This window comes from Chroococcidiopsis cubana SAG 39.79 (assembly GCF_003991895.1).
In the GTDB taxonomy this organism is placed as follows: domain Bacteria; phylum Cyanobacteriota; class Cyanobacteriia; order Cyanobacteriales; family Chroococcidiopsidaceae; genus Chroococcidiopsis; species Chroococcidiopsis thermalis.
Map to the genome: position 1 here is coordinate 83,756 of NZ_RSCK01000015.1, position 21,061 is coordinate 104,816.

A 21,061-nucleotide genomic window follows, 5' to 3' on the forward strand; every position below is an offset into this window, starting at 1 on the left:
GGTCGCCCCCAGATCGATATAGAATATTGGAATCGGTGTGAGTAGGCAAATATAACTACTGAGTTTCAGATGTCAACCAGTTCATCAAGTGTAACCCGCGCTCAAGTAACAATTGGCTCTTATCAGGCTGCGATCGAAAGCTCGGATGCATCGACTCACAGCACTCCAGCAAGAGAGATAAAAAAACCACCTTACCAGCAAGAGCGGCTGGTCGAGTTTTTCCAGCTCAAAGCAGAAATCGAGTCGCTGTTGGAACATTTACAAAGTATGAAGCAGCAGAACTCGGAATTGTCAGAAGAGTTAGCAGTTACAGAACGCCTGTAGTTTCAAACCTGTAGTTTCAAGATTGCGTATTTGCCATTTGGCAAACGGGCGAGGAATCAATATTTCTCGTTCCTTCGTCATATACGTGCTTGTTCAGTATGCTGTTAGGGTAATTTGCGTTAGATTCATAGAAAAGGTGGATGTGGTTGAACGAAGTACCTACGCTCATATCGTTGCTAGGTAGCGCGATCGTTTTTTCTAGCGTAGTCTTGATAAATCAAAGATTTAAGAGTTGTTAGTTGTTAATTGTTAGATAACTGGTTACTGGTCACTGGTCACTGGTCACTGTCAAATGCGATCGCTTGCTGAAATTAACGATAAAATTAGCCGCAAACATGCTGTTGTCTTAACGGTAGAAGAATTAAAAGCACGGGTGGTAGAGGTAGGCATTACCCAAACAGCCAAAGAAGTTGATGTCGTCACCACTGGCACATTTGAGCCAATGGAGTCTTCTGGAGCAATCATCAATCTGGGGCATACCGATCCACCAATTAAAATTCGGCGCTGCTGGTTAGATGGCGTACCCGCTTACTCTGGTTTCGGGGCGGTGGATTTATATTTAGGCGCAACGCAGGCAGCTGAAGCCGCAGACGGGGAAGAATCTCGCCTGAGTGTCAGCGAACCTAAAACGCAGATAGTTAAAGGTGGCGGACACGTTATTGCTGACTTAATTGCTGGTAAAACAGTCCAGTTGCGTGCTGTAGGACAGGTAACGGATTGCTATCCCAGAGCTAACTTTGAAACAACAATTAGCCGCGAGACGATCAATCAGTTTTATTTATTTAATCCCCGCAATCTCTATCAAAATTTTATTGTTGGCGTCAATGGTGGCGATCGCCCCTTGTTTACCTATCTCGGTCCTTTGCAACCTCGCTTAGGCAATGCGGTTTATTCCAACCCTGGCGCTATTTCCCCTTTATTCAACGACCCAGACTTGCAACTGATTGGCATCGGTACGCGCATATTTTTAGGTGGCGGTGTTGGTTACATCGCATGGGAAGGGACGCAGCATTTTCCCCTCCAAAAACGCTTACCGAATCAAACCCCCATCGGTCCCGCCGCCACTTTAGCTCTGATCGGCGATGCCAAGCAAATGAATCCTCAGTGGGTGCGCGGTTGTTATTTCAAAAGCTACGGTCCTTCTTTGATGTTGGGTGTGGGCGTACCCTTACCAGTTTTAACTGAAGCAGTCGTCGCTAACTGTGCCGTGCAAGATAGAGATCTGGTTGCACCGATTGTAGACTTTTCCATCCCCCGCCGCGTGCGTCCGACTTTTGGGCTAGTTAGCTACGCTCAACTCAAATCTGGACGGATGGCGATCGATGGTAAGTCTGTCAGAGTTGCTCCCTTGGCAAGCATAGCCTTATCGCGGCAAGTTGCCAGGGAGCTGAAACAATGGATTGAGGCTGGAACATTTACCCTCACCGAACCAGTTGCACCGATTCCTCAAGAACGTTCCTTCCTCCCTCAAGATCGGTGGACGGAGTTTTAGTAGGGGTATTTAGCAAATCGCCAAATTTCAAAGTGCTATGCCGCTAGTACAAAATCGACATCATTTGTACCGCTGGTTTCCGACTGTCCCGATTTAATTTGTTTGCCATTGACTTCAATCACAAAAGGCGTGTTCGCTAATTCGAGATTGTAGTCAGTTTTCTGAGCAGTGTATCCCACACTGGCAATCATGTCACGACCTTGACCCGTGTAGATAAAAGCCAGCATTTGATTTTTTTGCTGTTTGTTATCGTAAGCCCAAATCACCATGTATTGCTTACCCTGATAATCAAATACTTTTGGCGGGCGATTAGGCGTGTAACGACCAGGAGTACCAAAACTTTTATCGAGAAATGCTTGAACGGAACTGGGTTCTACAGTTGCGTAAGCCACTTCCTCAGCCGAGGTTGCCTCAGCATCGCCTTGGTTGGCATCTACGACTTCTTTTTGACCGCGATTCTTGAAATAGTCAACCGCTACTTTAGTGCCAATTGCGCCAACAGCAGCGACTCCAGCGCCGATTAGTAGGTTACGAAGTTGATTGCTCATGATTTCTTTGATAATCTACTGCGATCGCGATAAATACTATCAGACTGTTGGTAGATTACAAAACCGTGGCATCTATCTTAGGATGTATCTTAACTAATTGGTAATTGGTAATTGGTAGTTGGTAGTCGGTGTGGCGCTGTTTCTGGTGTGGACTAATTCCGTAGCGAGTTGAATTGCGGCTTTCATGCTAGTTGCATCAGCAATACCTTTACCAGCAATATCAAAAGCCGTGCCGTGATCGGGAGAAGTGCGGATGAAGGGAAGACCGATGGAAGTATTAACAGCGCGATCGAACGCCATTAGCTTAACTGGAATGAGTCCTTGGTCGTGATAAAGTGCCAAATACGCATCAGCAGGATGGTAATTGGTAATTGGTAATTGGTAATTGGTAATTGGTAGTTGCTCCTCTGCCCCTTTGCCCCTAGTCTCCCCTGCTCCCTGCTCCCTGCTCCCTAGTCCCTTCCCATACCACGCCATCCCTGGCTTAACCCACATAGTATCGGGTGGTAGCAAGCCTTCTAATTGAAGATTGGGGCGATTTTGACGTTCTGCTTCCAGCCAAGAATTTAGCCAGTCAACTTCTTCTCGTCCCAGTTGTCCCTGCTCGCCACTGTGGGGGTTTAAACCTGCGATCGCAATTCTTGGTTGTTCTACGCCAAAATCCCGTTGTAAGCATTCCACTAGCAGATCTAGCTTGCGAGTCAATAATTGTGGTGTGAGTGCTTCTGGAACTTGGTGCAAGGGAATGTGGGTGGTTGCCAGAAGAGCGCGTAGCATCCAGCCAGTATGAGGCGATCGCGCGACGAATAGCATCCCAAATCGTTCGACTCCAGCTTTTTCGGCAAGTAATTCTGTTTGCCCTGGATAATCGTATCCTGCGGCTTTCCATGCTGATTTGGCAATCGGTGCTGTCACGATCCCGTGAAAATCTCCTACCAGAGTTCGGGCGATCGCAGTCTCTAAATAAGCAAAACTCATTGCTCCGCTAGCCGCATTACCCGTACCCTGCTTGACTGCGCCTACCATTTTCCTCACAGCTTCCACCTCAAGAATGTTCAACTCATCTGGGTGGATATAACTATCTAGCGGGCAATAGGGGCTTTGACGCAATTGATCGTATGTATCCAGCAAGACTTGCTTGTTACCAACCACCGTAATTTGACAAGCTGCCCATAATTGTCGGTCTGCCAAGGCTTTCAAAATTACCTCCGCACCAATTCCCGCCGGATCTCCCATAGCAATTGCAATACGGGGGCGATCGCTTGTTTTGTAGGTTGTCGTTGAGATATCCATACTAGCGGTGCATTGTCATTTGTGAGTGGGTAGTGGCTAGTGGTTAGCAGCTAGTGGGCTAGCATCTAAATTCTTCATCTAGTTACTAGTCACTAGTCACTAGCCACTGAGAGCTGATAACTGGTGAGTGTCCAAGCCAAGCGCGAATTGTTTTAAAATACTTTACACTAGGCTCACTGTAATCTTGAGCAAGCAACACGTTAGGAGAATTATCGCCATGAGCGAAATGTTTACTGCTGCTATCTTATCCTTCAGCTTAATCTTCGTCGGTATAGCTCTAGGTTATCTCCTACTCAAGATCCAAGGAGATGAAGAAGAAGCTCTGTAGTCGGGAGTTGGGAGTCGGGAGTCGGGAGTCGGGGGACAAGAAAGACAAGTAGACAAGTGACAACTTACTAACTCTCGCCTCTCGCCACTTCTTTTCACGACTCACTAATTTTCGTAACCTTTCTTAATAAACCGATTTTTGTTACCATTCTTTTAATAAAGCTTAAGAATCGTTACTAATCCCTCATGAATATCTTGATTGTCGGTGCTACTGGCACCTTGGGAAGACAGGTAGCTCGTCGTGCTCTCGATGAGGGGTATAAGGTGCGCTGTCTCGTCCGCAGTCAAAAAAAAGCTACCTTTTTAAAAGAATGGGGCGCTGAACTTGTCTCTGGCAGCCTCAGTCAACCGGACACTCTACCAGCTGCTCTGGAAGGGATGGATGTGGTGATTGACGCTGCTACAGCAAGAGCAACAGATAGCTTGAGTATCAAGCAGGTAGACTGGGATGGTAAGGTAGCGCTGATTCAGGCAGCAAAAGCTGCTGGTGTCGATCGCTACATTTTCTTCTCTATTTTAGAAGCAGAGAAATATCCCCAAGTGCCTCTGATGGAAATCAAGCGCTGTACGGAGCTATTTTTGAGTGAAGCGGGGATGAATTATACTATCCTGCGGCTTTGTGGCTTCATGCAAGGCTTGATCGGTCAGTACGCAATTCCGATTTTAGAGGGACAAGCAATTTGGGTGACGGGTGAATCTTCTCCCGTTGCCTACATGGACACCCAAGACATTGCCAAATTTGCCGTTCGCGCTCTCTCCGTACCAGCAACGGAAAAACAAACTTTTCCTGTAGTTGGTTCCCGCGCCTGGAGTGCAGAAGAGATAACGAGTTTGTGCGAGCGATTGACTGGAAAACCAGCAAAAGTGTCTCGTTTGCCAGTCAACTTTTTGCGCACGATGCGGCACGTCACGCGGTTCTTCCAATGGGGATGGAATGTTGCAGATCGTTTAGCATTTGCTGAAGTACTCGCAACTGGCGTACCTCTAACAGCTCCTATGGATGAAGTCTATCAGACCTTTGGGTTAGACCCTCAGGAGACGACGACTTTAGAAAGCTACTTGCAAGAATACTTCGGACGGATGCTGAAAAAACTCAAGGAATTGGAATACGAAAAAAACAAAACTAAGAAAAAAACAGCCAAAATCCCCGTTAAAAAGAGTAACTAGTACCATTTGGTCATCACTCATCTGTCATAGCTCATGAGTGTTAAGCAATTGACGAATGACAAATGACGTAGGGCGTAGACACCCGAAGGGTGGCTTCTCGAAAAATAGCCCTTCCCGAAGGGTATGACAAGTAACGAAAAAATGTGCAACGATCTAGCTAAAGTGCTGCAACCTTGACTACAAACGTGCCGAAAGCAGGCATTATTTATAACGACGTTAAACCCATAGCACAGCGGGTTGCTATTGAGTTGAGTGACAAACTCGCCGCTGCTGGCTGGGATGTTTGTATGACAACTGGCGTGGGAGGAATGTTAGGGTATTCTAATCCCGAAAGTCCTGTCTGTCACACCCCTATTGAAGGACTGACACCACCTGGTTTTGATTCTGAGATGAAGTTGGCGTTCGTGCTGGGTGGAGATGGTACGGTGCTTGCGGCAGCGCGCTTGGTCGCTCCGAGTGGCATTCCCATGCTGTCTCTCAATACGGGTCACATGGGCTTTTTAACCGAAGCTTACTTGAATCAATTGCCCCAAGCATTGGAAAAAGTTTTAGCAGGCGAGTACGAAGTTGAAGAACGAGCCATGCTAGTCGTAAAAGTTTTGCGTGGCGAAGGCGTACTATGGGAAGCTCTATGCTTAAACGAAATGGTGCTACACCGAGAACCATTGACGTGTATGTGCCATTTTGAAATCGCTGTAGGTCGTCATGCGCCAGTCGATATCGCAGCTGACGGAGTCATCGTCTCTACGCCAACTGGTTCGACCGCTTATTCGCTGAGTGCCGGAGGTCCCGTTGTCACCCCAGGAGTACCAGTACTGCAACTCGTACCCATTTGTCCTCATTCTCTGGCTTCGCGAGCATTAGTGTTTCCCGATAGCGAACCTGTGACAGTCTATCCCGCTGGCGCGACGCGGTTAGTTATGGTGGTAGATGGCAATGGCGGCTGCTATGTCTTTCCAGAAGACAAAGTATACTTGGAACGATCGCCCTACTCGGCTAAGTTCGTTCGCCTGCAACCGCCAGAGTTTTTCCGCATTTTACGAGAGAAATTGGGCTGGGGTTTACCTCACATTGCAAAACCAACTTCGGTAGAATTACCTTAAATGGTTAATTGTTAATAGTTAATGGTTAATTGCCGTTGGCAATTAACCATTAACTATTAACCAATGACAAACTATGAACGAACATCGCCCTTGTGTATTAGCGATCGTGCCAGATGAAAGCTTGGCGGCGCAGTTAAATTTAGATCTGCGAGAATCTGGCTACGAACCGATTGTAGTTCACGACGCTGCAACGGGAATCGATCGCAGTCGCGATCGCCAACCAGATTTAATCGCGATCGATCGAATGTTGGGGGTAGAATCGGGATTGACGGTCTGTACTAGTTTGAGACGGATGGGTACGCACGTACCAATATTAGTCTTGATGGCGCGCGATACAGTTGACGATCGCGTTGCTTGTCTGGAAGCAGGAGCAGATGATTACTTTCTCAAACCCTACCGCACGGAAGATTTTTTACGCCTGGTTCGGCTCTATTTGCATCCCGATCCTGCTGGTACAGAACAGTTAAGATTTGGAGACTTAGTTTTAGATCTGGCAACTCGTCGAGCTTTGCGCCACGGACGTGCTATTGATTTAACAATGAAAGAATTTGAACTGCTTAAGTATCTGATCGAACATCCTAGAGAAATCTTAACGCGCGAGCAAATTCTGGAAAATGTTTGGGGTTATGATTTTATGGGCGAATCTAACGTGATTGAAGTTTACATTCGCTACTTGCGTCTCAAGCTCGAAGATGAAGGACAAAAGCGATTAATTCAAACCGTGCGCGGTGTTGGATACGTGTTGCGAGAAGCTTAATGAGAAGTCGTAAGTGACTGATAACTGTGTAGAGACGTTACATGTAACGTCTCTACACTGATAACTGATAACTGATAACCAATGACCGATCTATGAATCAATGGCTGGGAATAGTAGTAAGCCTTTTGTTACTGGGATGTACGCCAATAGTTGCCACAGAAACCACTCACGTAGTTCAAGCGCCAGCAAAAGAGGTGAGAGGACAAAACTTACCAATCTCAGCATATGCGACGATCGCGGGGCGAAAGTTTGAGTTAGAAGTTGCTAAAACGCCACAACAGCAGCAGATCGGACTAATGTATCGTACTAGTTTGGCAGACAACCGAGGTATGTTGTTTGTCTTTGAGTCGCCGCAACCAACTCGATTTTGGATGAAGAATACGCTAATTCCCCTCGATATGATTTTTTTACGGGAAGGACGAGTCATAGAGATCGCGGCTGATGTTCCTCCGTGTAAAACGACGACTTGTCCAACCTACGGCACTGATACCGAAATCGACAAAGTTCTCGAACTCCGTAGTGGAATGACGGCTCAAATTGGCTTGAAAGTCGGCGATCGCGTCGAAATTCAGTATCTCAATTGAGCATAACTCAAACTATGCCAACGCTGGCTTTGCTGTTAAGAGCAACCACAGACAAGCTAGAACTAAAATAAGAATTCCACTAACTAAGCGCAAAAGCAGTTTTGCAGCTATTTTTGTGTTATGCGATCGCATGGCAAAATCTAGTTGTTTTAACACATTCGAGCTTAAATATAAATTCAATTCAGTAGCGAATCATTGTCGATTATTGTGTTGGCAAGCAGTAAGAATGCGGCGATCGTTGTCAGTAATATTTTGCAATTGATAATAGTTTTGCAACCCCACTGCATAGGGAGATGATATTTGACTGTAATCATCTTCTATTTGTGAATTACCTACCGCAGCTACTTGTGCCGCATCAGCTTCAGAATTAGCATCTGCGGCAACTGTTACAGATAGTCGATCTGATTTTAGAGAACCTTCAAAACAGCTAAACTCTGATTGTGGTAAATACAATGCTCCAGTCACTTTACCCTGTTGCATTTCAAAGATCATATACTCTTGTCCGAGCTGATTTGTTTGGGGTGATTGACCGTATAAATATATTCCGTCTGCTGTTGGTAGCTTTCCTTTGGAATTGAGAACGCTATCTCTTTTGGCAATTTTAACCGGAGTGGATGTCACTCTTGAAGCGAGAGAATCGAGCTGGCGATCGCTACTGGTAGCTGCTGTAGGATCGAGCGCTATAAATGTTACTAAAGCAGATAGCACAAATTTTAGCTGCCCGAGTTTATGATTGAAGCGATCGCAAATATAACAAATAGAATTTTTCACTGTGCCTCCTTTGAGGGGCTTCTATATATAATATTGGCAGCAGCTATTAAAGAAAATATAGATAATTACTAACCGTCACTGGTTCTTTCAAAGGTCTGAAATTTCTTTCCTGCTAGGTATAACTAGCAAACAAGGGAATTCAATTCAAAACCTTTACCAGTATGAGTTTGACTTACGTTTCTACTTTCTTCATACAGACAAAAATGCCTCCTGAATCCGGGAGGCGTTCTTGCTATAGAGCGAATATTTGTTTGTAGAGTAAAGATTTTACAAGCACGTACAACCTTTACATGGGATGAATACTGTTAACTATACTAGCGCCACCTAAATAGATTGTAATCTAAATTACAAACAAAAGCACTAGCATGTGGAGACAGAGATAGGGGCGGGTTTAGTCAATCAATCGACCACCAAAGCCGTCAATTTTTGCTCAAAACCCGCCCGTACAGAAGTCAAAAGTCAGCAGGCTAAAAATCTACAGAGGCGCGATACACTGCGCCTCTACTAAATTTAGCTGGCGATGTATTCTTGCACGTTGGCACGACGACGACGTAGGTGCGCTAAAGCTTGATGTTCGAGTTGTCTAACTCTTTCGCGGGAGAGATTGAGTCTTTCTCCAACTTTAGCTAAAGAAAGTTCATTGCCATCCTGCAAGCCAAAGCGTAGATTCAAGACTTCTCGCTGTTGTGGAGTTAACTCTGACAGCAGGGTATCCAAGTCTTGACGCAAAGATTCCTGAGTCATATAGTTTTCCGGCGATATCCCGTCATCTTCCAGTAAGTCTTGCAACTCTGTATCTTGGTTGTCGCCGACGCGGACATCTAATGAAACTGGTTGACGGGCAAGGTTAAGATACTCCCGAATCTGGGCTGGTTCTAACTCTAGCGCTTCGGCAATCTCAACCGCATTCGGGCTGCGTCCTAAGGTTTGTGCTAGTTCGCGCTGCACTTTCTTAATCTTGTTAAGTTTTTCGGTGATATGGATGGGCAAACGAATCGTCCGTGCTTGTTGGGCAATGGCACGAGTAATCGCTTGACGAATCCACCAGTAGGCGTAAGTGGAGAACTTATAACCGCGAATGGGATCGAATTTTTCGACTCCGCGTTCCAGACCCATTGTTCCTTCTTGGATCAAGTCCAAGAATTCCATGTTACGCTTCTGGTACTTTTTGGCGATCGCGACAACTAACCGCAGGTTAGCTTCAATCATCTTTTGCTTAGCCCGCTGTCCCTTACGGATGAGGTCGTTGAGTTCGGCTTCTGACGTGTTGACTTTAGCCGTCCATTCTTCCATAGTTGGTTCGCGGCGTAGCTTCTTGACTAAAGCTTCCTTAGCATCCAGCAGCGCCATCATTTGCTGTACCTGTTTGCCGTAGACAATTTCTTGTTCCCTAGTCAGCAATGGCACGCGCCCGATCTCGCGCAGATAGGTACGTACCATATCAGCCGTGAATCTGGTATTGTTATTTTCGGTGGTGGTTGTGGTGGTGTTTTCGGTGGGCATTTGTGCGTTGTCTACTCCGTAAACAAAACGAATGCTTAATGGCTGGACGGCTGCAAGAAGTAATCAGTTATCCCTACTTGGAGGTTATCCGAGTAAATTGGGATTAACATCTGACGGAAGATGTAGAGACGTGGATTGATTTTAGAAAGTTTCTCCTACCGCCGAGATCGATCGGTTCAGAATTGATAAGTGGTTAGCAAACCCTTAGTCTCTATCTGGGCTTGGCTCCGTTTGCCTATCTCTGCCAATAACTTAAAGTCAGTATGAGTTTACTCTTACTCTCATCTTAGAATAGATTCCAGGTTACGTAAAGCCTTATTTGGGGCTTACACTAGAACCATTCCGGCAATCTCGCGCAGTGTTTCGCTTATCCACTTCGACCAAAAGCATTTTTATTGGGTATGTTATATATGATGACATCACTCCCCCTGCCGCAGGTTCCGGATATCCGAACTGCAACAGATGAAGTTTTGGTGTAGATTCCGAATACATTTTTTTTCGTAGAGACGTTGCAGGTAACGTCTTTACAAATTAAAAACCTAGATCGGCTTTCGCTAGTTCGGCAGCGGCGAAAACTTCGTCATCAGGCTTTTCTTCCCAAGCAACATCGCCGATTTCCGTATAAAATTTCTCATCATAGGGACGGGTACGAACCACGACTGGCATGGGTACGGCATGACCGATAATGAGAGCTTGTTGCTTAGAATCAAGTTTAGCCAAAACCGATCGCAAGCTTTGCCCTCCAGAAACCCCCGTGAAGATGGCATCGATGTCTTTTTCGTCGTTGAGTAAAGCTGTGATCCGCGTACCGATCTGAGACATCACCTCATTATCAATTCCAGAGGGGCGCTGGTCAACCACTAACAGCGTCACGAAGTACTTACGCATCTCTCTGGCGATGATCCCAAAAATAGTTTGGCGGACGGTGGCAGAATCGAGAAAGCGGTGTGCCTCTTCGATTGTAATCACTAATTGCCGGGGGCGATCGCAAGGATTTTTGGTCTGCAAAAATTTCTCGGCTTGGTGGACGTAATGCTGGTGAATCCGGCGCGAGATCAAATTTGTTGCCAGCATATAAGACAGCATATTCGATTGCGCACCAAACTCGATCACAACGTGCTTACCAGCTGTTAGAGACTCCAATATTTGTTTAATATAATTTTGCGGGCAGACGGGGCGCATATATTTCATGTCTTCTAGGCGGTTCAGCTTACGCTGTAACGCCATAATTGACGATTTGTTACCCCGCTTTTCTTCGCAGAAAAATTGAATTTCCTCGTTTGTCATGCTTAAGAGTTGGCTAATCCAAGCATTACCAAACTCGTTACGTAAAATAATTGCATTTTCTAAACTGGCTTCAGACAGATTTAATTCATCTCGCACCAGCATCAAATCTTCAACTTCAATTTGGTCATAGCTGAGGTAAAGTTCCTGCGCATCCCGCACGCCTCGCCGCCTAGTGGATGCGGGGTCGAGGGTATAGATTTGGACTTGTCCGGGGAATAGCTGTCTTAAGCCTTTAACGGTGCTAAATTGCTTGCCTTCGCGCACTGCTTCCCAGCCATATTCCGAGTGCATATCGAAGATCAAGTTGACTGCTGCTTGCTTGCGAATGATGCCGCACAACAGCAAACGGGTGAGAAATGATTTCCCCGTCCCAGACTTACCGAATACACCGTTGCTGCGCTCTACAAAGCGGTCTAAATCGATGCAAATGGGAACATCCATATCCAACGGTTGACCGATGGCAAAATTGCGGCGGTGGGGGTCATCTTCCCAGCCAAAGACAGCGCGGAAATCTCGTTCGCTAGCATCATACACCTGGCTGAAGTGGCGAGGAATTGTTTTAACTGGCATCAGTTCGATATTGCTGCTACTTTGCGGCTGATAGGATGCCAATCCATTTTGCCCGTTCGAGTCGTTTTTTTTGCCTTGTAAAGATACACCGTTGGTTGTCTCTACAAATTCTTCGGGAGTAAACATCAGCATGGGAGCAAGTTCGATCGTCCCATACGTGCCGCTACCAGCTAACACTTCCCGTAAAAAATCATCGTCTGGATGGGGGGGGTTGGCAACAATTCTGTTGCTAGAAGTACCAAGGGATACATCTGTCAGCATACAGAAAAAACGCGATCGCGCCCCTTCAACAACTAGAAATTTACCCACCCGCATATCTTCCACCGAGACATCTGGATGGAGTCTTACTTCTAAGCCTTGACTGAGAGAACCTTGGATAACAGAACCCAAGGGTGGTTGCGCCGAATTCATAGTATTAATGACGGCAAAATTTGCAATTTCCCTTGGCTTATCTTATGTCGAATTTTCGATCGTGGCTACAAAAAGATTGATTGATAGTTTTTTGCCAGGCAAAAAACTATCAACAAAGCTAATCAATACTAATCGAAGTGGGTGCTGAGGGTGCAGTACTGTAGCTGAAGGTAGATTTGCGGTATTGAGCGTAGAGGCGATCGCGCCAAATGAAAAATGGTTCGTATACAATGCTGTCAGCTAATCCTGGGATACCTTTTCCTTTTACGGCTGGCGGCAAGTCGAGGTAAGGTCCATCAGGGAATTTAATCAGCATGGACAAGCCTGCAACAGCTAAATCGGCTAAGCAAGGTTCGTCACCCAGCAAGTAGGGACGTTCTACTAACAACAAACATAGTGCTTCTAGGTCTTGTTTTAAGTCCGTCGTGGCAGATTTAACGCTATCAGGACCAGAACCCACGCCAATTCCTAAAACTTTCAGCACTTCGCTGGGGATGAACTCAACTAAACTTTTGACAATATCGGGAGTCGTTTCTGGAAGGAGAGATTTACGAAAACCTTGGTCTTGGCTAATTGCACCAAATAGCGCTTGACGACTTTTGATCCCAATGGATGAGTCTGCCCATTCCTCCATCATCAAGCATAATGCTCGCTGAACTGGATCGCTGGGAAATAAAGGTCTATCTGGATATTGGCGATCGAGATACTTAGCAATTTCGGTAGAATCTGCTACAAATGTACTGCCATCTTTCAGTACTGGGACTTGTCGCTGTCCCGACATGCGGAATAGTTCTACCTGTCCTATACCTGGTGTGACTTCTATTTTACGGTACTCTAATCCTTTGTAATCTAGAATTAAACGCACCTTTTCTGAGTACTGCGATAGCTCGAATTGATACAGTTCTATCATTTGCCTGCTCCTTGAAACAGTTATCAGTGACTCGTGGCTAGACCAAAACTAAGAATCTAGTCCCCTGCTACCAGTTATCGGTGACTCGTGACTTGTGGCTAGACCAAAACTAAGAATCTAGTCCCCAGTCACCAGCCACCAGCCACTCACTACTTAATAACAAAATAATCCTTCCCCAGCAGAGATTTTGGGGAAGGAAAGTTTAGGTATTTCAAAACTCACAACTTCTTATCGAGTTTTTACGCAGTTCGACGAGTTACCAAGCCCCAGATGAACAGTAAGATGATTGCACCAAGAACGGCAAAAATAATGCTGGGTATGGTTAGTGCGCCTACTCCAGCCGCCGCCGCACCTGCGCTACCCGGGAAGATGACAGACCCTAGCCAGCCCCCTACTAATGCGCCTAAAATTCCGAGAATAATTGTTGCTAGGATACCACCACCTTGATGACCGGGGTAGATGGCTTTAGCGATCGCTCCAGCTATTAGTCCTAAAACAATCCAAGCAATGATGTTCCACATATCATTAACTCCTGTTTCTACTCATCCATCATTTATTCAAGTGCAATCTATCACTTTCAAACTTGTAATTCCCTCTACCTCAGGTAATAACCTAAAGAAATATGAACGCAACAATTAAACTATATAAACTTTTGAGTCTGCTGATATATTCACTTTTAAGAAATCTAAATGCAATCTGTCAAGTGGAGCGATTAAAAATGAAACGAAACACATTAGATTTTAATATTTTGAAATTATTCCTTTGGGATAATAGTATATCTTTTGATATAGTCCCAATTATTCCAGCGATTTTTTAGAAAGGGGTAGCGATCGCGAGTAGCAAGCAGATGGGATCGATATTTTTTAAATGCAATAAATCAAGTCAATCTAGCTTGATAGAAGTGACACTCATGCACGAACGCAATTGAACGAACGCAATGCAAGCTCGAATATCTTTTTTCCACTTTTTATTAGAGGTACACTAGCGAGCTGACTCAAAATGCCTGTTAATAGCAAAGTCTCTATAACGAGCCATTCTTAAAAATCCCCGCTGACCCAAAGCCTTTCGCAGAGTGGATGTTTGTGCGGTTTGTCAAAAAGATCGGAGAATGTTATAAAACTTAAGATTCTCGGAACACGACAAAGAAACGATAGTCTAACAATTCTTGGAGCAATAGAGGAACGCAACAGTGAGAAAAATTCCAAGTCACACTATTAGTCACAATAGCTTAATGTGCAATAAGACGCTCAAGCTACTAGCAAGCCTGATAGGAGTTGTAGGAGCTAGTATCCTCATCGGACTTCCTGTGGAAGCGCAACAGTCGAGTGGAGGAGCAACTAATCCTAGACCTAGTATTTTCAACGAACCCCCTTACAACCGTCGTACTGGTACGCCACCCACAACACCGACTACACCCCCATCAGAAACTCAGCCACCAGAAACAGCGCCTAGTCCTGTGACTCCTGCACCAGGAGCAACTGAGCCTTCAACGGAGAACGTAGTGGCTCTAGCCGCCGCTAATGACTCCTTTAAAACCTTGACAGCTGCTCTCAAAGCAGCAGGTTTGACAGAAACTCTTTCTGGACAGGGACCATTCACTGTGTTTGCGCCGACAGATGCAGCTTTTGCTCAATTACCTCAAGATGCCTTGCAAGAGCTGTTGAAACCTGAAAATAAAGATATTCTGGTCAAAATCTTGACCTACCACGTAGTACCAGGTAATGTCACATCTAGCGACTTAAAATCTGGGGAAGTCAAGACAGTAGAAGGGGGTGCTGTAAACGTACAAGCCGATCCCAGCAAGGGTGTGTCTGTGAACGATGCTAGTGTAGTGCAACCCGATATTAAAGCGAGTAATGGTGTCATCCACGCGATTGATAAAGTGATGCTACCTCCTGACTTGTAAGAAGTCAAAAGTCAAAAGTTAAAAGTCAAAATGGGAAAGCATTAAACTGATGGCTTTTGGTTGCTTTTTGCTTTTGAGTCAAACGAGCAACAACTGATAGGATAATCTTGTAATTCCGTTCAATTTGAAATTGAACGGATTTTTATTAGCATTTATTATTTATGGCGATCGCACTTAATTTTTAAGCAATCTCTCGTTCAGAAAATTACGACCGTAGATGGACGCGATCGATAAAAATGACAAATAACAAATGACAAGTGACAAATGACAACTAGCCTTTGTATTATTGTTAAAAATGAAGAAATAGCACTACCTCAGTGTCTCAATAGTGTTAAAGATGTTGTAGAAGAAATAGTTGTTTTAGATACTGGATCTAGCGATCGCACGGTAGAAGTAGCTCGGCAATTTGGGGCAAAAATATATCACTTTAACTGGTGTAACGATTTTAGTGCAGCTCGAAATGAGGCACTTAAGTACGTGACTGGTGACTGGGTTTTAGTGCTAGACGCAGATGAGATTTTAGTACCAGAAATTATCCCGAACTTACAACAGGCAATGGACGGCGATCGCTTCTTGGTAATTAATTTACTAAGGCAAGAAGTTGGTGCAGTACAATCACCTTACTCTTTAGTCTCTCGTTTGTTTCGCCGCCATCAAGATATCTATTTTGCGCGTCCCTATCACGCCATGATTGATGATAGCGTTACGGAAATTCTTCGTCGCGAAACCCACTGGCAAATTGCTAACTTAGATCGGGTTGCTATCTTACACTATGGATATCAACAACAGCAAATTGCACAAAAAGATAAGTTCGTCCAAGCTGAGAAGATCATGTCAGGCTTTTTGGCTAGTCATCCTGACGATCCTTATGTTTGTAGTAAGTTGGGAGCTTTATACGTACAAACAGGAAAAGTTGTGCCAGGAATTGAATTATTAGAACGAGGACTGAAATCTGCGGCAAACAATGAGGAAATTTTGTACGAACTCCACTATCATTTAGGACTTGCTTATAGTTACGAGCGCCAAATATCGCTGGCAATTGCATCGTATCAAACAGCAGCTCAGTTAAATGTATCCTCCTTTTTAAAAATTGGTGCTTATAACAATTTAGGGAACTTATGGCAAAAAATAGGAAACTTACCTCAAGCCAAGTCTAACTATTTGAAAGTCCTACAAATCGACCCTAATTTTGCTTTAGGTTACTACAATTTAGGTATTACTTTAAAGGCGATGGGACAATTTGTAGAAGCGATAGCAGCTTACGAACGCGCCATTCAACTCAATCCTGAATATGCCCAAGCTTATCAGAATTTAGGAGTCGCATTACTGAAACTAGGGCAGGTAAGAGAAAGTTTAGCAGCATTTCAACAAGCGATCGCACTTTACGAATCGAGCAATCCTACTGTAGCAAGGCAATTGTCCCAAAAATTACAGGAAATGGGATTTTAGTCAACAGTGAGTAATGGTAAGAGAAGAAGTCGTAAGTTGTAAGTCGAGATTAACTGCTCCCTGACAACTGATACCTGATAACTCTACCCTAAGATCCTACCCAAGTACTAGAGAAATTATCTAGCGTGATGGTATTGTTTCCAGTACGGGAAAATTGAAATGACAACAGATATTTCTTCTAACAGTAACAAAGGTATCGATCGCTCTCTGCTCGTCGGCATACTACTCACTATATTCGGAGTTATTGCGATCGCTTTACCTGCTGTCTCGACCATATTTTTTGAGACTTGGGTAGCACTGATTTTAATTAGCTCTGGAGCTGCTAAGCTATTTTATGCGTTTCAGACTCGCAATGATGGGGGTTTTGCTTGGAAACTCGTATTGAGCATTCTGTACATTGCTACAGGCATCATGCTGTTTGTTTATCCCTTAACAGGTGTATTAACGCTGACTTTGCTGCTAGGTAGTTTCCTGCTTGCGGAAGGTGTTTTTGAAACAATTCTGGCTTTTCGTTTGCGTCCGCAACAGAATTGGACTTGGGTACTCGGTGACGGTATTATCACCTTAATCTTAGGTGGAATGATTTGGTTTCAGTATCCCTTCAATGCACCGTGGATAATTGGTACTTTAGTTGGTGCTAGCATTTTGTTTACAGGGATTTCGCGGGTAATGCTTTCGTTAAGCGGACGTTCGAGCTTAGACAAAGCTAACCAACCAACTTCAGCATAAACTGTTGCATTTTCAAGAGTGTCGTCCACACTACAAAAGCTGAGGCTGATGAAACTTTCAATTTCTTCTCGCAGAGCAGCTGCTACCTTAATCCTTATTGCAGCTGCAATTCTTTCTGGCTGTAATAACCAATCTGGTGAGTTAACGAATAATACCCAAAGCTCACCAAATAATACAAATACTGCACCTACATCTACTCCATCAGCTCGAAAGGATACAGCACAACAAACAAGTTGTGCTGATGGTAATCCAATCAAAGGTATTGATAGCAAAAGATTAGGAAAAATTGCTCTCACTCCCCAATCTCCCGTATACAATAAGGTCGAGCCGTTAAGATGTTTTCCTAACACATTAGCAGCACAAGAGGCAGGTTATACAGTTCCCAAATAGATGACATATGCTAAATAGTTTGGAACTGCGTTGGTTTATTTCAGGAGAGTTACCTTTAGAGGTTTCCTCTTGGTTTGAGCGAGATAAATTAGGCGGACAATTGCAAGCACCAGAAACAAGAGAAGACGTGTATCTCTACGTTCCTGAATGCGAATATATGGGATTAAAATTGCGCCAGGGACGTTTGGAAATTAAGTGGCGACAAGCAGAATTAAAGAGTTTGCATTTTGAACGGGTGGAGGGTAAGTTAGAAAAATGGGGCAAATGGTTGTGTGAAGATCCAACCACTGAAAGTTTTCAACCAAAGCATGTATTGAGCCAAAAATCTTGGGTGAGGATCGGTAAAGTGCGATCGCAACGTCTGTATGACGGTTGTGCCTTAGAACTCACTCAGTTAACTATCCAAAATAATGCCTGGTGGAGTCTGGCTTTAGAAACCTTTGGAACAGAACCACAGAAAATGGATAAACTACAAAGTATATTTGAGTTGATAGGTACAACTTACACTGGATCGCAGTTAAAAGTTCAAAAATCTTATGCTTATCCTAAATGGATAGAAATAGCAATGACGCATTAGATAAATAAAGTTAAAAGTTAAAAGTCAAAAGTTAAAATTGAGGAGACAGTTGATGGTTATCGATCGCTGCTCGCGTACTCCCTTGCATCACTGACAACGTGTAGAGACGTTCCATGTAGCGTCTCTACACTGATAATTGATAATCGGTTACGTCTTTTCTACGAAAGTAATATCTAATAAATCTTCTTGAAATGCGATCTGACTGTTATATTGTTCGATCAGGCTACTCAGAGAAACTTGAGTCCGATCGCGAATAATAACTGCATCATTTTCATTGCGCGATCGCTGGAGAGAAACACCTTCTAGCCAATCTGCAAGATTACCGCTATAACCGTCAGCGACAGCTTTAAGATAATCCGTACAGCGCCGAAATAACTTTGGTAGAATTAATTGACCGTTGGGAGGAGTAATAGAATCGAAGTCTACTAATCTGAAAATACTAGTACTATCTGCTGCCCATACTCCTAAATCTTTTTCCCGCGCTGCTAAAGCTGCTTCCCGTAGGACTTGACGATGCGATCGCGGTGTAGAAGTATAAACAGTATAATAAGCTCTGCCCTCAGCCATCATTAGAAAGTTAAGAGTTTGGCGCAAAAGTTCTGGTTCAACTTGCGTCCAGTCTCCGTTTTCTAGCTGTGCGGCATTCTTTCCAATTAGTGCATAAGATATAGGTCGCCCGTTGACATCAGCTGCCTGAGTTAAAATTACCCCAGATATAGTATCGGGATCGGCAGATTGGACGCGATCGCCTTGAAATTTGATTTTGGCAAAACCCATCTTTTTTAAAAGAAAATCGCGGGTTTCGTCCCCTAGAGGTTGGGCATACCTGCCATAATGTACTTCTGGAGCATCTATACCTTCAAATCGCAATTGAACGCTGCGATCGCGAGAAGGTTTAATTCGATAGTTGCGCTGGAGTTCTTGATATAAATCTGAATCGTCAGCAATGAAGCGTACAGAATCTCCATCTGGTTCTTTGTCTGCTATGACAAATTTACCTTTGATAGTCAGATAAAAAGGTGATGCCATGCAGACTATCCTCCATATGAATACTGCTAGTCGATTAGTGTCTCAGACTAGCAGCAATAGATTATGGAGAGATTATCAATAGCTTGTCTTTGGTAATTCTGTTGAGTTTTGCCAGATCGAGAATTCTCTTGTCTACCTATTTAGAAATATCTGGAAACTCACCCATCCACAGCATTGCCTCAGAACTACTAGCATCTTTAGCAACAGCAGGACGGATTCTTTCGTGCAGTTCGGGATGCTTCTCTGCCAATTGGGTTTCATTCAAATTTGCATCCAATACCGTGCCATCTTGGGAAAAAACGGAGTAGTTTAATCCTTGGGAACCAGAAATAATTTTAACGCTGCGATCGCGCAATTCTAGCTGAGTAATTATTTGCCGATTCTCTGCCCGTGCTGTAGTAGAAAGCACGCTAGTGATGAGGAGAGCTAGAGTTATAAATGAGACTGGGCGCATCATTTCGTCTCCAAAAAAAAATTCTGTGAGGCTCTGCCTACAAAAATAGCATAGTACCGAAACGAGTTAGGAAGCCGAACAGTTGAGGCGATCTCTATCCGAACCTTCAAATAACTTCAAGAAGACGTTGTTAGCTGCTAGCTGTACGTAAAGCCTACCTAGACGAACAGCATATCGCCTCTGCCAAAAACTTGCTCGTTCGCGGTTGAATCGTCCGTCATTCACTGTATTCTCGATAACTATCATAAGTATTTTGCGTGCGAAATTTTTTGTCCCTTATAAACAGTCAGCAACTGTTTTATGTTGTTGCTTAACTTAAATTCTAAGTATGACACCTCTGATAAGTCTTCCTACTACGGTTACAGTTTTGGAAACAGAGTGTGTTATTCGTCACTAGTCATTAGGTCATTCGCTGAGTTACAAATGACCAAAGACGGATAACCAATGACATTCATTTAAAACTGTCGCAAAAACCGCAGATCGCTACTGTAAAAGCGACGAATATCGTCGATTTGGTGGAGTACCATTGCCAGCCGTTCCACACCCATACCAGCGGCAAAACCGGTGTATACCTCTGGGTCGTATCCTACAGCTTTCAACACGTTCGGATCGATCGCGCCGCAGCCCATAACTTCCAGCCAACGTCCTTTCCATTGCACGTCTACTTCAGCTGACGGTTCGGTGAAGGGGAAATAACTAGCACGGAAGCGGATCGGCACGTCACCAAACATTTCTTGTAAAAATATTTGGATCGTACCTTTGAGGTCGGTGAAAGTTATACCTTCATCTACCGCAAAAAATTCTATCTGATGGAAAACTGCGGCATGGGTAGCATCTACAGTATCTCGCCGATAGCAGCGACCTGGAACCACAATTCGCACGGGCGGCTCGTTGTCTTCCATATAATGAATTTGCCCGTTTGATGTATGAGTCCGCAGCAAATTTCCGTCGGGGAGATATAATGTATCCTGCATATCCCGTGCTGGATGGTCGGGTAAGAAATTGAGTGCCTCGAAGTTGTAGTAATCCGATTCGATTTCCGGTCCCGTCGCTACGGTGTAACCCAGACCGACAAAAATATCAATAATTCTGTCAGTAGTACTATTGAGGGGATGGGCGTGACCGAGGGGACGAAAAACCCCAGGCATAGTCACATCTATAGTTTCAGATTCTAATTTCGCCTGGAGTCGGGCTGCTTGAAGCTTTGTACGTCGGTCGTCTAAATTTGCTTGTACCGCTTCTTTAACGGTGTTGGCGATCGAGCCAAATTGCGGGCGTTCTTCAGCTGAGAGCTGACCCATTTGCCGCATAATTGCAGACAACTGACCTTTTTTGCCCAAGTATGCTACTCTGAGTTCCTCCAATCGCTCCAGGCAATCGGCAGCAGCGATCGCGGTTTGCGCTTCCTGTCGTAGCGTTTCTAGTTGAGTGACTAAGTTACTAGGCTGGTCGGTCATGCTCTTTTAGCTGCTAACAATAA

25 protein-coding genes are annotated in these 21,061 nt (G+C 44.5%); 13 read left to right on the plus strand and 12 right to left on the minus strand.

The window, feature by feature from the left end; translation table 11 throughout:
* Positions 1-69: 69 nt before the first annotated feature.
* Both DSM107010_RS12210 and DSM107010_RS12215 read left to right on the plus strand, forming a co-directional pair.
* A complete protein-coding gene (locus DSM107010_RS12210) occupies positions 70-324 on the plus strand; it encodes a hypothetical protein (protein WP_015154097.1) in 255 nt (84 codons plus the stop codon).
* Between the two features lie 292 nt (positions 325-616).
* Positions 617-1,816 carry a homocysteine biosynthesis protein gene (locus DSM107010_RS12215; protein ID WP_015154098.1) on the plus strand — a complete coding sequence of 400 codons (1,200 nt, stop codon included), beginning with the start codon at positions 617-619 and terminating at the stop codon, positions 1,814-1,816.
* Between the two features lie 35 nt (positions 1,817-1,851).
* Here the strand turns inward: DSM107010_RS12215 and DSM107010_RS12220 are convergent, their stop codons facing one another.
* Positions 1,852-2,364 carry a hypothetical protein gene (locus DSM107010_RS12220; RefSeq protein WP_181246276.1) on the minus strand — a complete coding sequence of 171 codons (513 nt, stop codon included), beginning with the start codon at positions 2,362-2,364 and terminating at the stop codon, positions 1,852-1,854.
* A gap of 93 nt (positions 2,365-2,457) precedes the next feature.
* On the minus strand, positions 2,458-3,657 hold the full coding sequence (gene pdxA / locus DSM107010_RS12225; protein ID WP_106166010.1) for a 4-hydroxythreonine-4-phosphate dehydrogenase PdxA: 1,200 nt from the start codon (positions 3,655-3,657) through the stop codon (positions 2,458-2,460).
* 217 nt (positions 3,658-3,874) lie between these two features.
* On the opposite strand from pdxA, the gene petM reads away from it, so the two are divergent.
* The 5 genes from petM (at position 3,875) to DSM107010_RS12250 (ending at position 7,595) form a co-directional block, all read left to right on the plus strand.
* Positions 3,875-3,985: a cytochrome b6-f complex subunit PetM gene (gene petM / locus DSM107010_RS12230; protein ID WP_015154101.1), complete on the plus strand. Its 111-nt coding sequence runs from the start codon at positions 3,875-3,877 to the stop codon at positions 3,983-3,985.
* A 185-nt stretch (positions 3,986-4,170) separates the two neighbouring features.
* Positions 4,171-5,151, plus strand: coding sequence for an SDR family oxidoreductase (locus DSM107010_RS12235; protein ID WP_015154102.1), 981 nt, complete (start codon positions 4,171-4,173; stop codon positions 5,149-5,151).
* A gap of 185 nt (positions 5,152-5,336) precedes the next feature.
* The gene (locus DSM107010_RS12240; protein ID WP_106166009.1) at positions 5,337-6,254 is read left to right on the plus strand and encodes an NAD(+) kinase; all 918 of its coding nucleotides are present in this window, start codon (positions 5,337-5,339) and stop codon (positions 6,252-6,254) included.
* 73 nt (positions 6,255-6,327) lie between these two features.
* Complete coding sequence (gene nblR / locus DSM107010_RS12245) at positions 6,328-7,011, plus strand: response regulator transcription factor NblR (protein WP_015154104.1); 684 nt, start codon at positions 6,328-6,330, stop codon at positions 7,009-7,011.
* A gap of 92 nt (positions 7,012-7,103) precedes the next feature.
* Positions 7,104-7,595: a DUF192 domain-containing protein gene (locus DSM107010_RS12250; protein ID WP_106166008.1), complete on the plus strand. Its 492-nt coding sequence runs from the start codon at positions 7,104-7,106 to the stop codon at positions 7,593-7,595.
* Positions 7,596-7,607: 12 nt separating this feature from the next.
* Here the strand turns inward: DSM107010_RS12250 and DSM107010_RS38370 are convergent, their stop codons facing one another.
* Together DSM107010_RS38370 and DSM107010_RS12255 are read right to left on the minus strand one after the other, a co-directional pair.
* Positions 7,608-7,751, minus strand: coding sequence for a hypothetical protein (locus tag DSM107010_RS38370; RefSeq protein ID WP_158631777.1), 144 nt, complete (start codon positions 7,749-7,751; stop codon positions 7,608-7,610).
* Positions 7,752-7,787: 36 nt separating this feature from the next.
* Positions 7,788-8,366 carry a hypothetical protein gene (locus DSM107010_RS12255; protein ID WP_106166007.1) on the minus strand — a complete coding sequence of 193 codons (579 nt, stop codon included), beginning with the start codon at positions 8,364-8,366 and terminating at the stop codon, positions 7,788-7,790.
* Positions 8,367-8,733: 367 nt separating this feature from the next.
* Between DSM107010_RS12255 and DSM107010_RS38375 the strand changes: the two genes are divergently transcribed.
* Positions 8,734-8,874, plus strand: a complete 141-nt coding sequence (locus tag DSM107010_RS38375) for a hypothetical protein (protein WP_158631778.1) — start codon at positions 8,734-8,736, stop codon at positions 8,872-8,874.
* Between the two features lie 2 nt (positions 8,875-8,876).
* On the opposite strand, the gene DSM107010_RS12260 is transcribed toward DSM107010_RS38375, so the two are convergent.
* The 4 genes from DSM107010_RS12260 to DSM107010_RS12275 form a co-directional block, all read right to left on the minus strand.
* The gene (locus DSM107010_RS12260; protein ID WP_015154107.1) at positions 8,877-9,869 is read right to left on the minus strand and encodes an RNA polymerase sigma factor, RpoD/SigA family; all 993 of its coding nucleotides are present in this window, start codon (positions 9,867-9,869) and stop codon (positions 8,877-8,879) included.
* 531 nt (positions 9,870-10,400) lie between these two features.
* The gene (locus DSM107010_RS12265) at positions 10,401-12,137 is read right to left on the minus strand and encodes a helicase HerA domain-containing protein (protein WP_015154108.1); all 1,737 of its coding nucleotides are present in this window, start codon (positions 12,135-12,137) and stop codon (positions 10,401-10,403) included.
* A gap of 118 nt (positions 12,138-12,255) precedes the next feature.
* Complete coding sequence (locus DSM107010_RS12270) at positions 12,256-13,047, minus strand: glutathione S-transferase (RefSeq protein ID WP_106166006.1); 792 nt, start codon at positions 13,045-13,047, stop codon at positions 12,256-12,258.
* Positions 13,048-13,286: 239 nt separating this feature from the next.
* On the minus strand, positions 13,287-13,568 hold the full coding sequence (locus DSM107010_RS12275; RefSeq protein ID WP_015154110.1) for a GlsB/YeaQ/YmgE family stress response membrane protein: 282 nt from the start codon (positions 13,566-13,568) through the stop codon (positions 13,287-13,289).
* Between the two features lie 710 nt (positions 13,569-14,278).
* Here DSM107010_RS12275 and DSM107010_RS12280 point away from each other — a divergent pair.
* From DSM107010_RS12280 to DSM107010_RS12300, 5 genes are all read left to right on the plus strand, one after another.
* Positions 14,279-14,953, plus strand: a complete 675-nt coding sequence (locus DSM107010_RS12280; RefSeq protein ID WP_106166005.1) for a fasciclin domain-containing protein — start codon at positions 14,279-14,281, stop codon at positions 14,951-14,953.
* A gap of 264 nt (positions 14,954-15,217) precedes the next feature.
* Positions 15,218-16,402, plus strand: coding sequence for a tetratricopeptide repeat protein (locus tag DSM107010_RS12285; protein ID WP_181246275.1), 1,185 nt, complete (start codon positions 15,218-15,220; stop codon positions 16,400-16,402).
* A gap of 159 nt (positions 16,403-16,561) precedes the next feature.
* Positions 16,562-17,131, plus strand: coding sequence for an HdeD family acid-resistance protein (locus DSM107010_RS12290; RefSeq protein WP_015154113.1), 570 nt, complete (start codon positions 16,562-16,564; stop codon positions 17,129-17,131).
* A gap of 48 nt (positions 17,132-17,179) precedes the next feature.
* The gene (locus tag DSM107010_RS12295) at positions 17,180-17,521 is read left to right on the plus strand and encodes a hypothetical protein (RefSeq protein WP_041462427.1); all 342 of its coding nucleotides are present in this window, start codon (positions 17,180-17,182) and stop codon (positions 17,519-17,521) included.
* 7 nt (positions 17,522-17,528) lie between these two features.
* Positions 17,529-18,098, plus strand: coding sequence for a hypothetical protein (locus DSM107010_RS12300; RefSeq protein ID WP_015154115.1), 570 nt, complete (start codon positions 17,529-17,531; stop codon positions 18,096-18,098).
* 147 nt (positions 18,099-18,245) lie between these two features.
* On the opposite strand, the gene DSM107010_RS12305 is transcribed toward DSM107010_RS12300, so the two are convergent.
* From DSM107010_RS12305 to pheS, 4 genes are all read right to left on the minus strand, one after another.
* Positions 18,246-19,127 carry a thermonuclease family protein gene (locus DSM107010_RS12305; protein WP_015154116.1) on the minus strand — a complete coding sequence of 294 codons (882 nt, stop codon included), beginning with the start codon at positions 19,125-19,127 and terminating at the stop codon, positions 18,246-18,248.
* A 136-nt stretch (positions 19,128-19,263) separates the two neighbouring features.
* Positions 19,264-19,584 (minus strand): hypothetical protein, encoded by a 321-nt coding sequence (locus DSM107010_RS12310; RefSeq protein ID WP_051033206.1) that lies wholly within the window; start codon positions 19,582-19,584, stop codon positions 19,264-19,266.
* Positions 19,585-19,647: 63 nt separating this feature from the next.
* Positions 19,648-19,827: a hypothetical protein gene (locus DSM107010_RS12315; protein ID WP_015154118.1), complete on the minus strand. Its 180-nt coding sequence runs from the start codon at positions 19,825-19,827 to the stop codon at positions 19,648-19,650.
* Between the two features lie 209 nt (positions 19,828-20,036).
* Positions 20,037-21,038: a phenylalanine--tRNA ligase subunit alpha gene (gene pheS / locus DSM107010_RS12320; protein WP_015154119.1), complete on the minus strand. Its 1,002-nt coding sequence runs from the start codon at positions 21,036-21,038 to the stop codon at positions 20,037-20,039.
* Between the last annotated feature and the right edge of the window lie 23 nt (positions 21,039-21,061).

Excerpts from the sequence above, each read along its gene's own strand:
- DSM107010_RS12265 (WP_015154108.1), bottom strand. The coding sequence starts at position 12,137 with ATGAATTCGGCGCAACCACCCTTGGGTTCTGTTATCCAAGGTTCTCTC.
- pheS (WP_015154119.1), bottom strand. The coding sequence starts at position 21,038 with ATGACCGACCAGCCTAGTAACTTAGTCACTCAACTAGAAACGCTACGA.
- DSM107010_RS12220 (WP_181246276.1), bottom strand. The coding sequence starts at position 2,364 with ATGAGCAATCAACTTCGTAACCTACTAATCGGCGCTGGAGTCGCTGCT.
- petM (WP_015154101.1), top strand. The coding sequence starts at position 3,875 with ATGAGCGAAATGTTTACTGCTGCTATCTTATCCTTCAGCTTAATCTTC.
- DSM107010_RS12280 (WP_106166005.1), top strand. The coding sequence starts at position 14,279 with ATGTGCAATAAGACGCTCAAGCTACTAGCAAGCCTGATAGGAGTTGTA.
- nblR (WP_015154104.1), top strand. The coding sequence starts at position 6,328 with ATGAACGAACATCGCCCTTGTGTATTAGCGATCGTGCCAGATGAAAGC.
- DSM107010_RS12215 (WP_015154098.1), top strand. The coding sequence starts at position 617 with ATGCGATCGCTTGCTGAAATTAACGATAAAATTAGCCGCAAACATGCT.
- DSM107010_RS12305 (WP_015154116.1), bottom strand. The coding sequence starts at position 19,127 with ATGGCATCACCTTTTTATCTGACTATCAAAGGTAAATTTGTCATAGCA.
- DSM107010_RS12235 (WP_015154102.1), top strand. The coding sequence starts at position 4,171 with ATGAATATCTTGATTGTCGGTGCTACTGGCACCTTGGGAAGACAGGTA.
- DSM107010_RS12210 (WP_015154097.1), top strand. The coding sequence starts at position 70 with ATGTCAACCAGTTCATCAAGTGTAACCCGCGCTCAAGTAACAATTGGC.
- DSM107010_RS12290 (WP_015154113.1), top strand. The coding sequence starts at position 16,562 with ATGACAACAGATATTTCTTCTAACAGTAACAAAGGTATCGATCGCTCT.
- DSM107010_RS12275 (WP_015154110.1), bottom strand. The coding sequence starts at position 13,568 with ATGTGGAACATCATTGCTTGGATTGTTTTAGGACTAATAGCTGGAGCG.
- DSM107010_RS12300 (WP_015154115.1), top strand. The coding sequence starts at position 17,529 with ATGCTAAATAGTTTGGAACTGCGTTGGTTTATTTCAGGAGAGTTACCT.
- DSM107010_RS12295 (WP_041462427.1), top strand. The coding sequence starts at position 17,180 with ATGAAACTTTCAATTTCTTCTCGCAGAGCAGCTGCTACCTTAATCCTT.
- DSM107010_RS12285 (WP_181246275.1), top strand. The coding sequence starts at position 15,218 with ATGACAACTAGCCTTTGTATTATTGTTAAAAATGAAGAAATAGCACTA.
- pdxA (WP_106166010.1), bottom strand. The coding sequence starts at position 3,657 with ATGGATATCTCAACGACAACCTACAAAACAAGCGATCGCCCCCGTATT.
- DSM107010_RS12310 (WP_051033206.1), bottom strand. The coding sequence starts at position 19,584 with ATGATGCGCCCAGTCTCATTTATAACTCTAGCTCTCCTCATCACTAGC.
- DSM107010_RS12260 (WP_015154107.1), bottom strand. The coding sequence starts at position 9,869 with ATGCCCACCGAAAACACCACCACAACCACCACCGAAAATAACAATACC.
- DSM107010_RS12250 (WP_106166008.1), top strand. The coding sequence starts at position 7,104 with ATGAATCAATGGCTGGGAATAGTAGTAAGCCTTTTGTTACTGGGATGT.
- DSM107010_RS12315 (WP_015154118.1), bottom strand. The coding sequence starts at position 19,827 with ATGATAGTTATCGAGAATACAGTGAATGACGGACGATTCAACCGCGAA.
- DSM107010_RS12270 (WP_106166006.1), bottom strand. The coding sequence starts at position 13,047 with ATGATAGAACTGTATCAATTCGAGCTATCGCAGTACTCAGAAAAGGTG.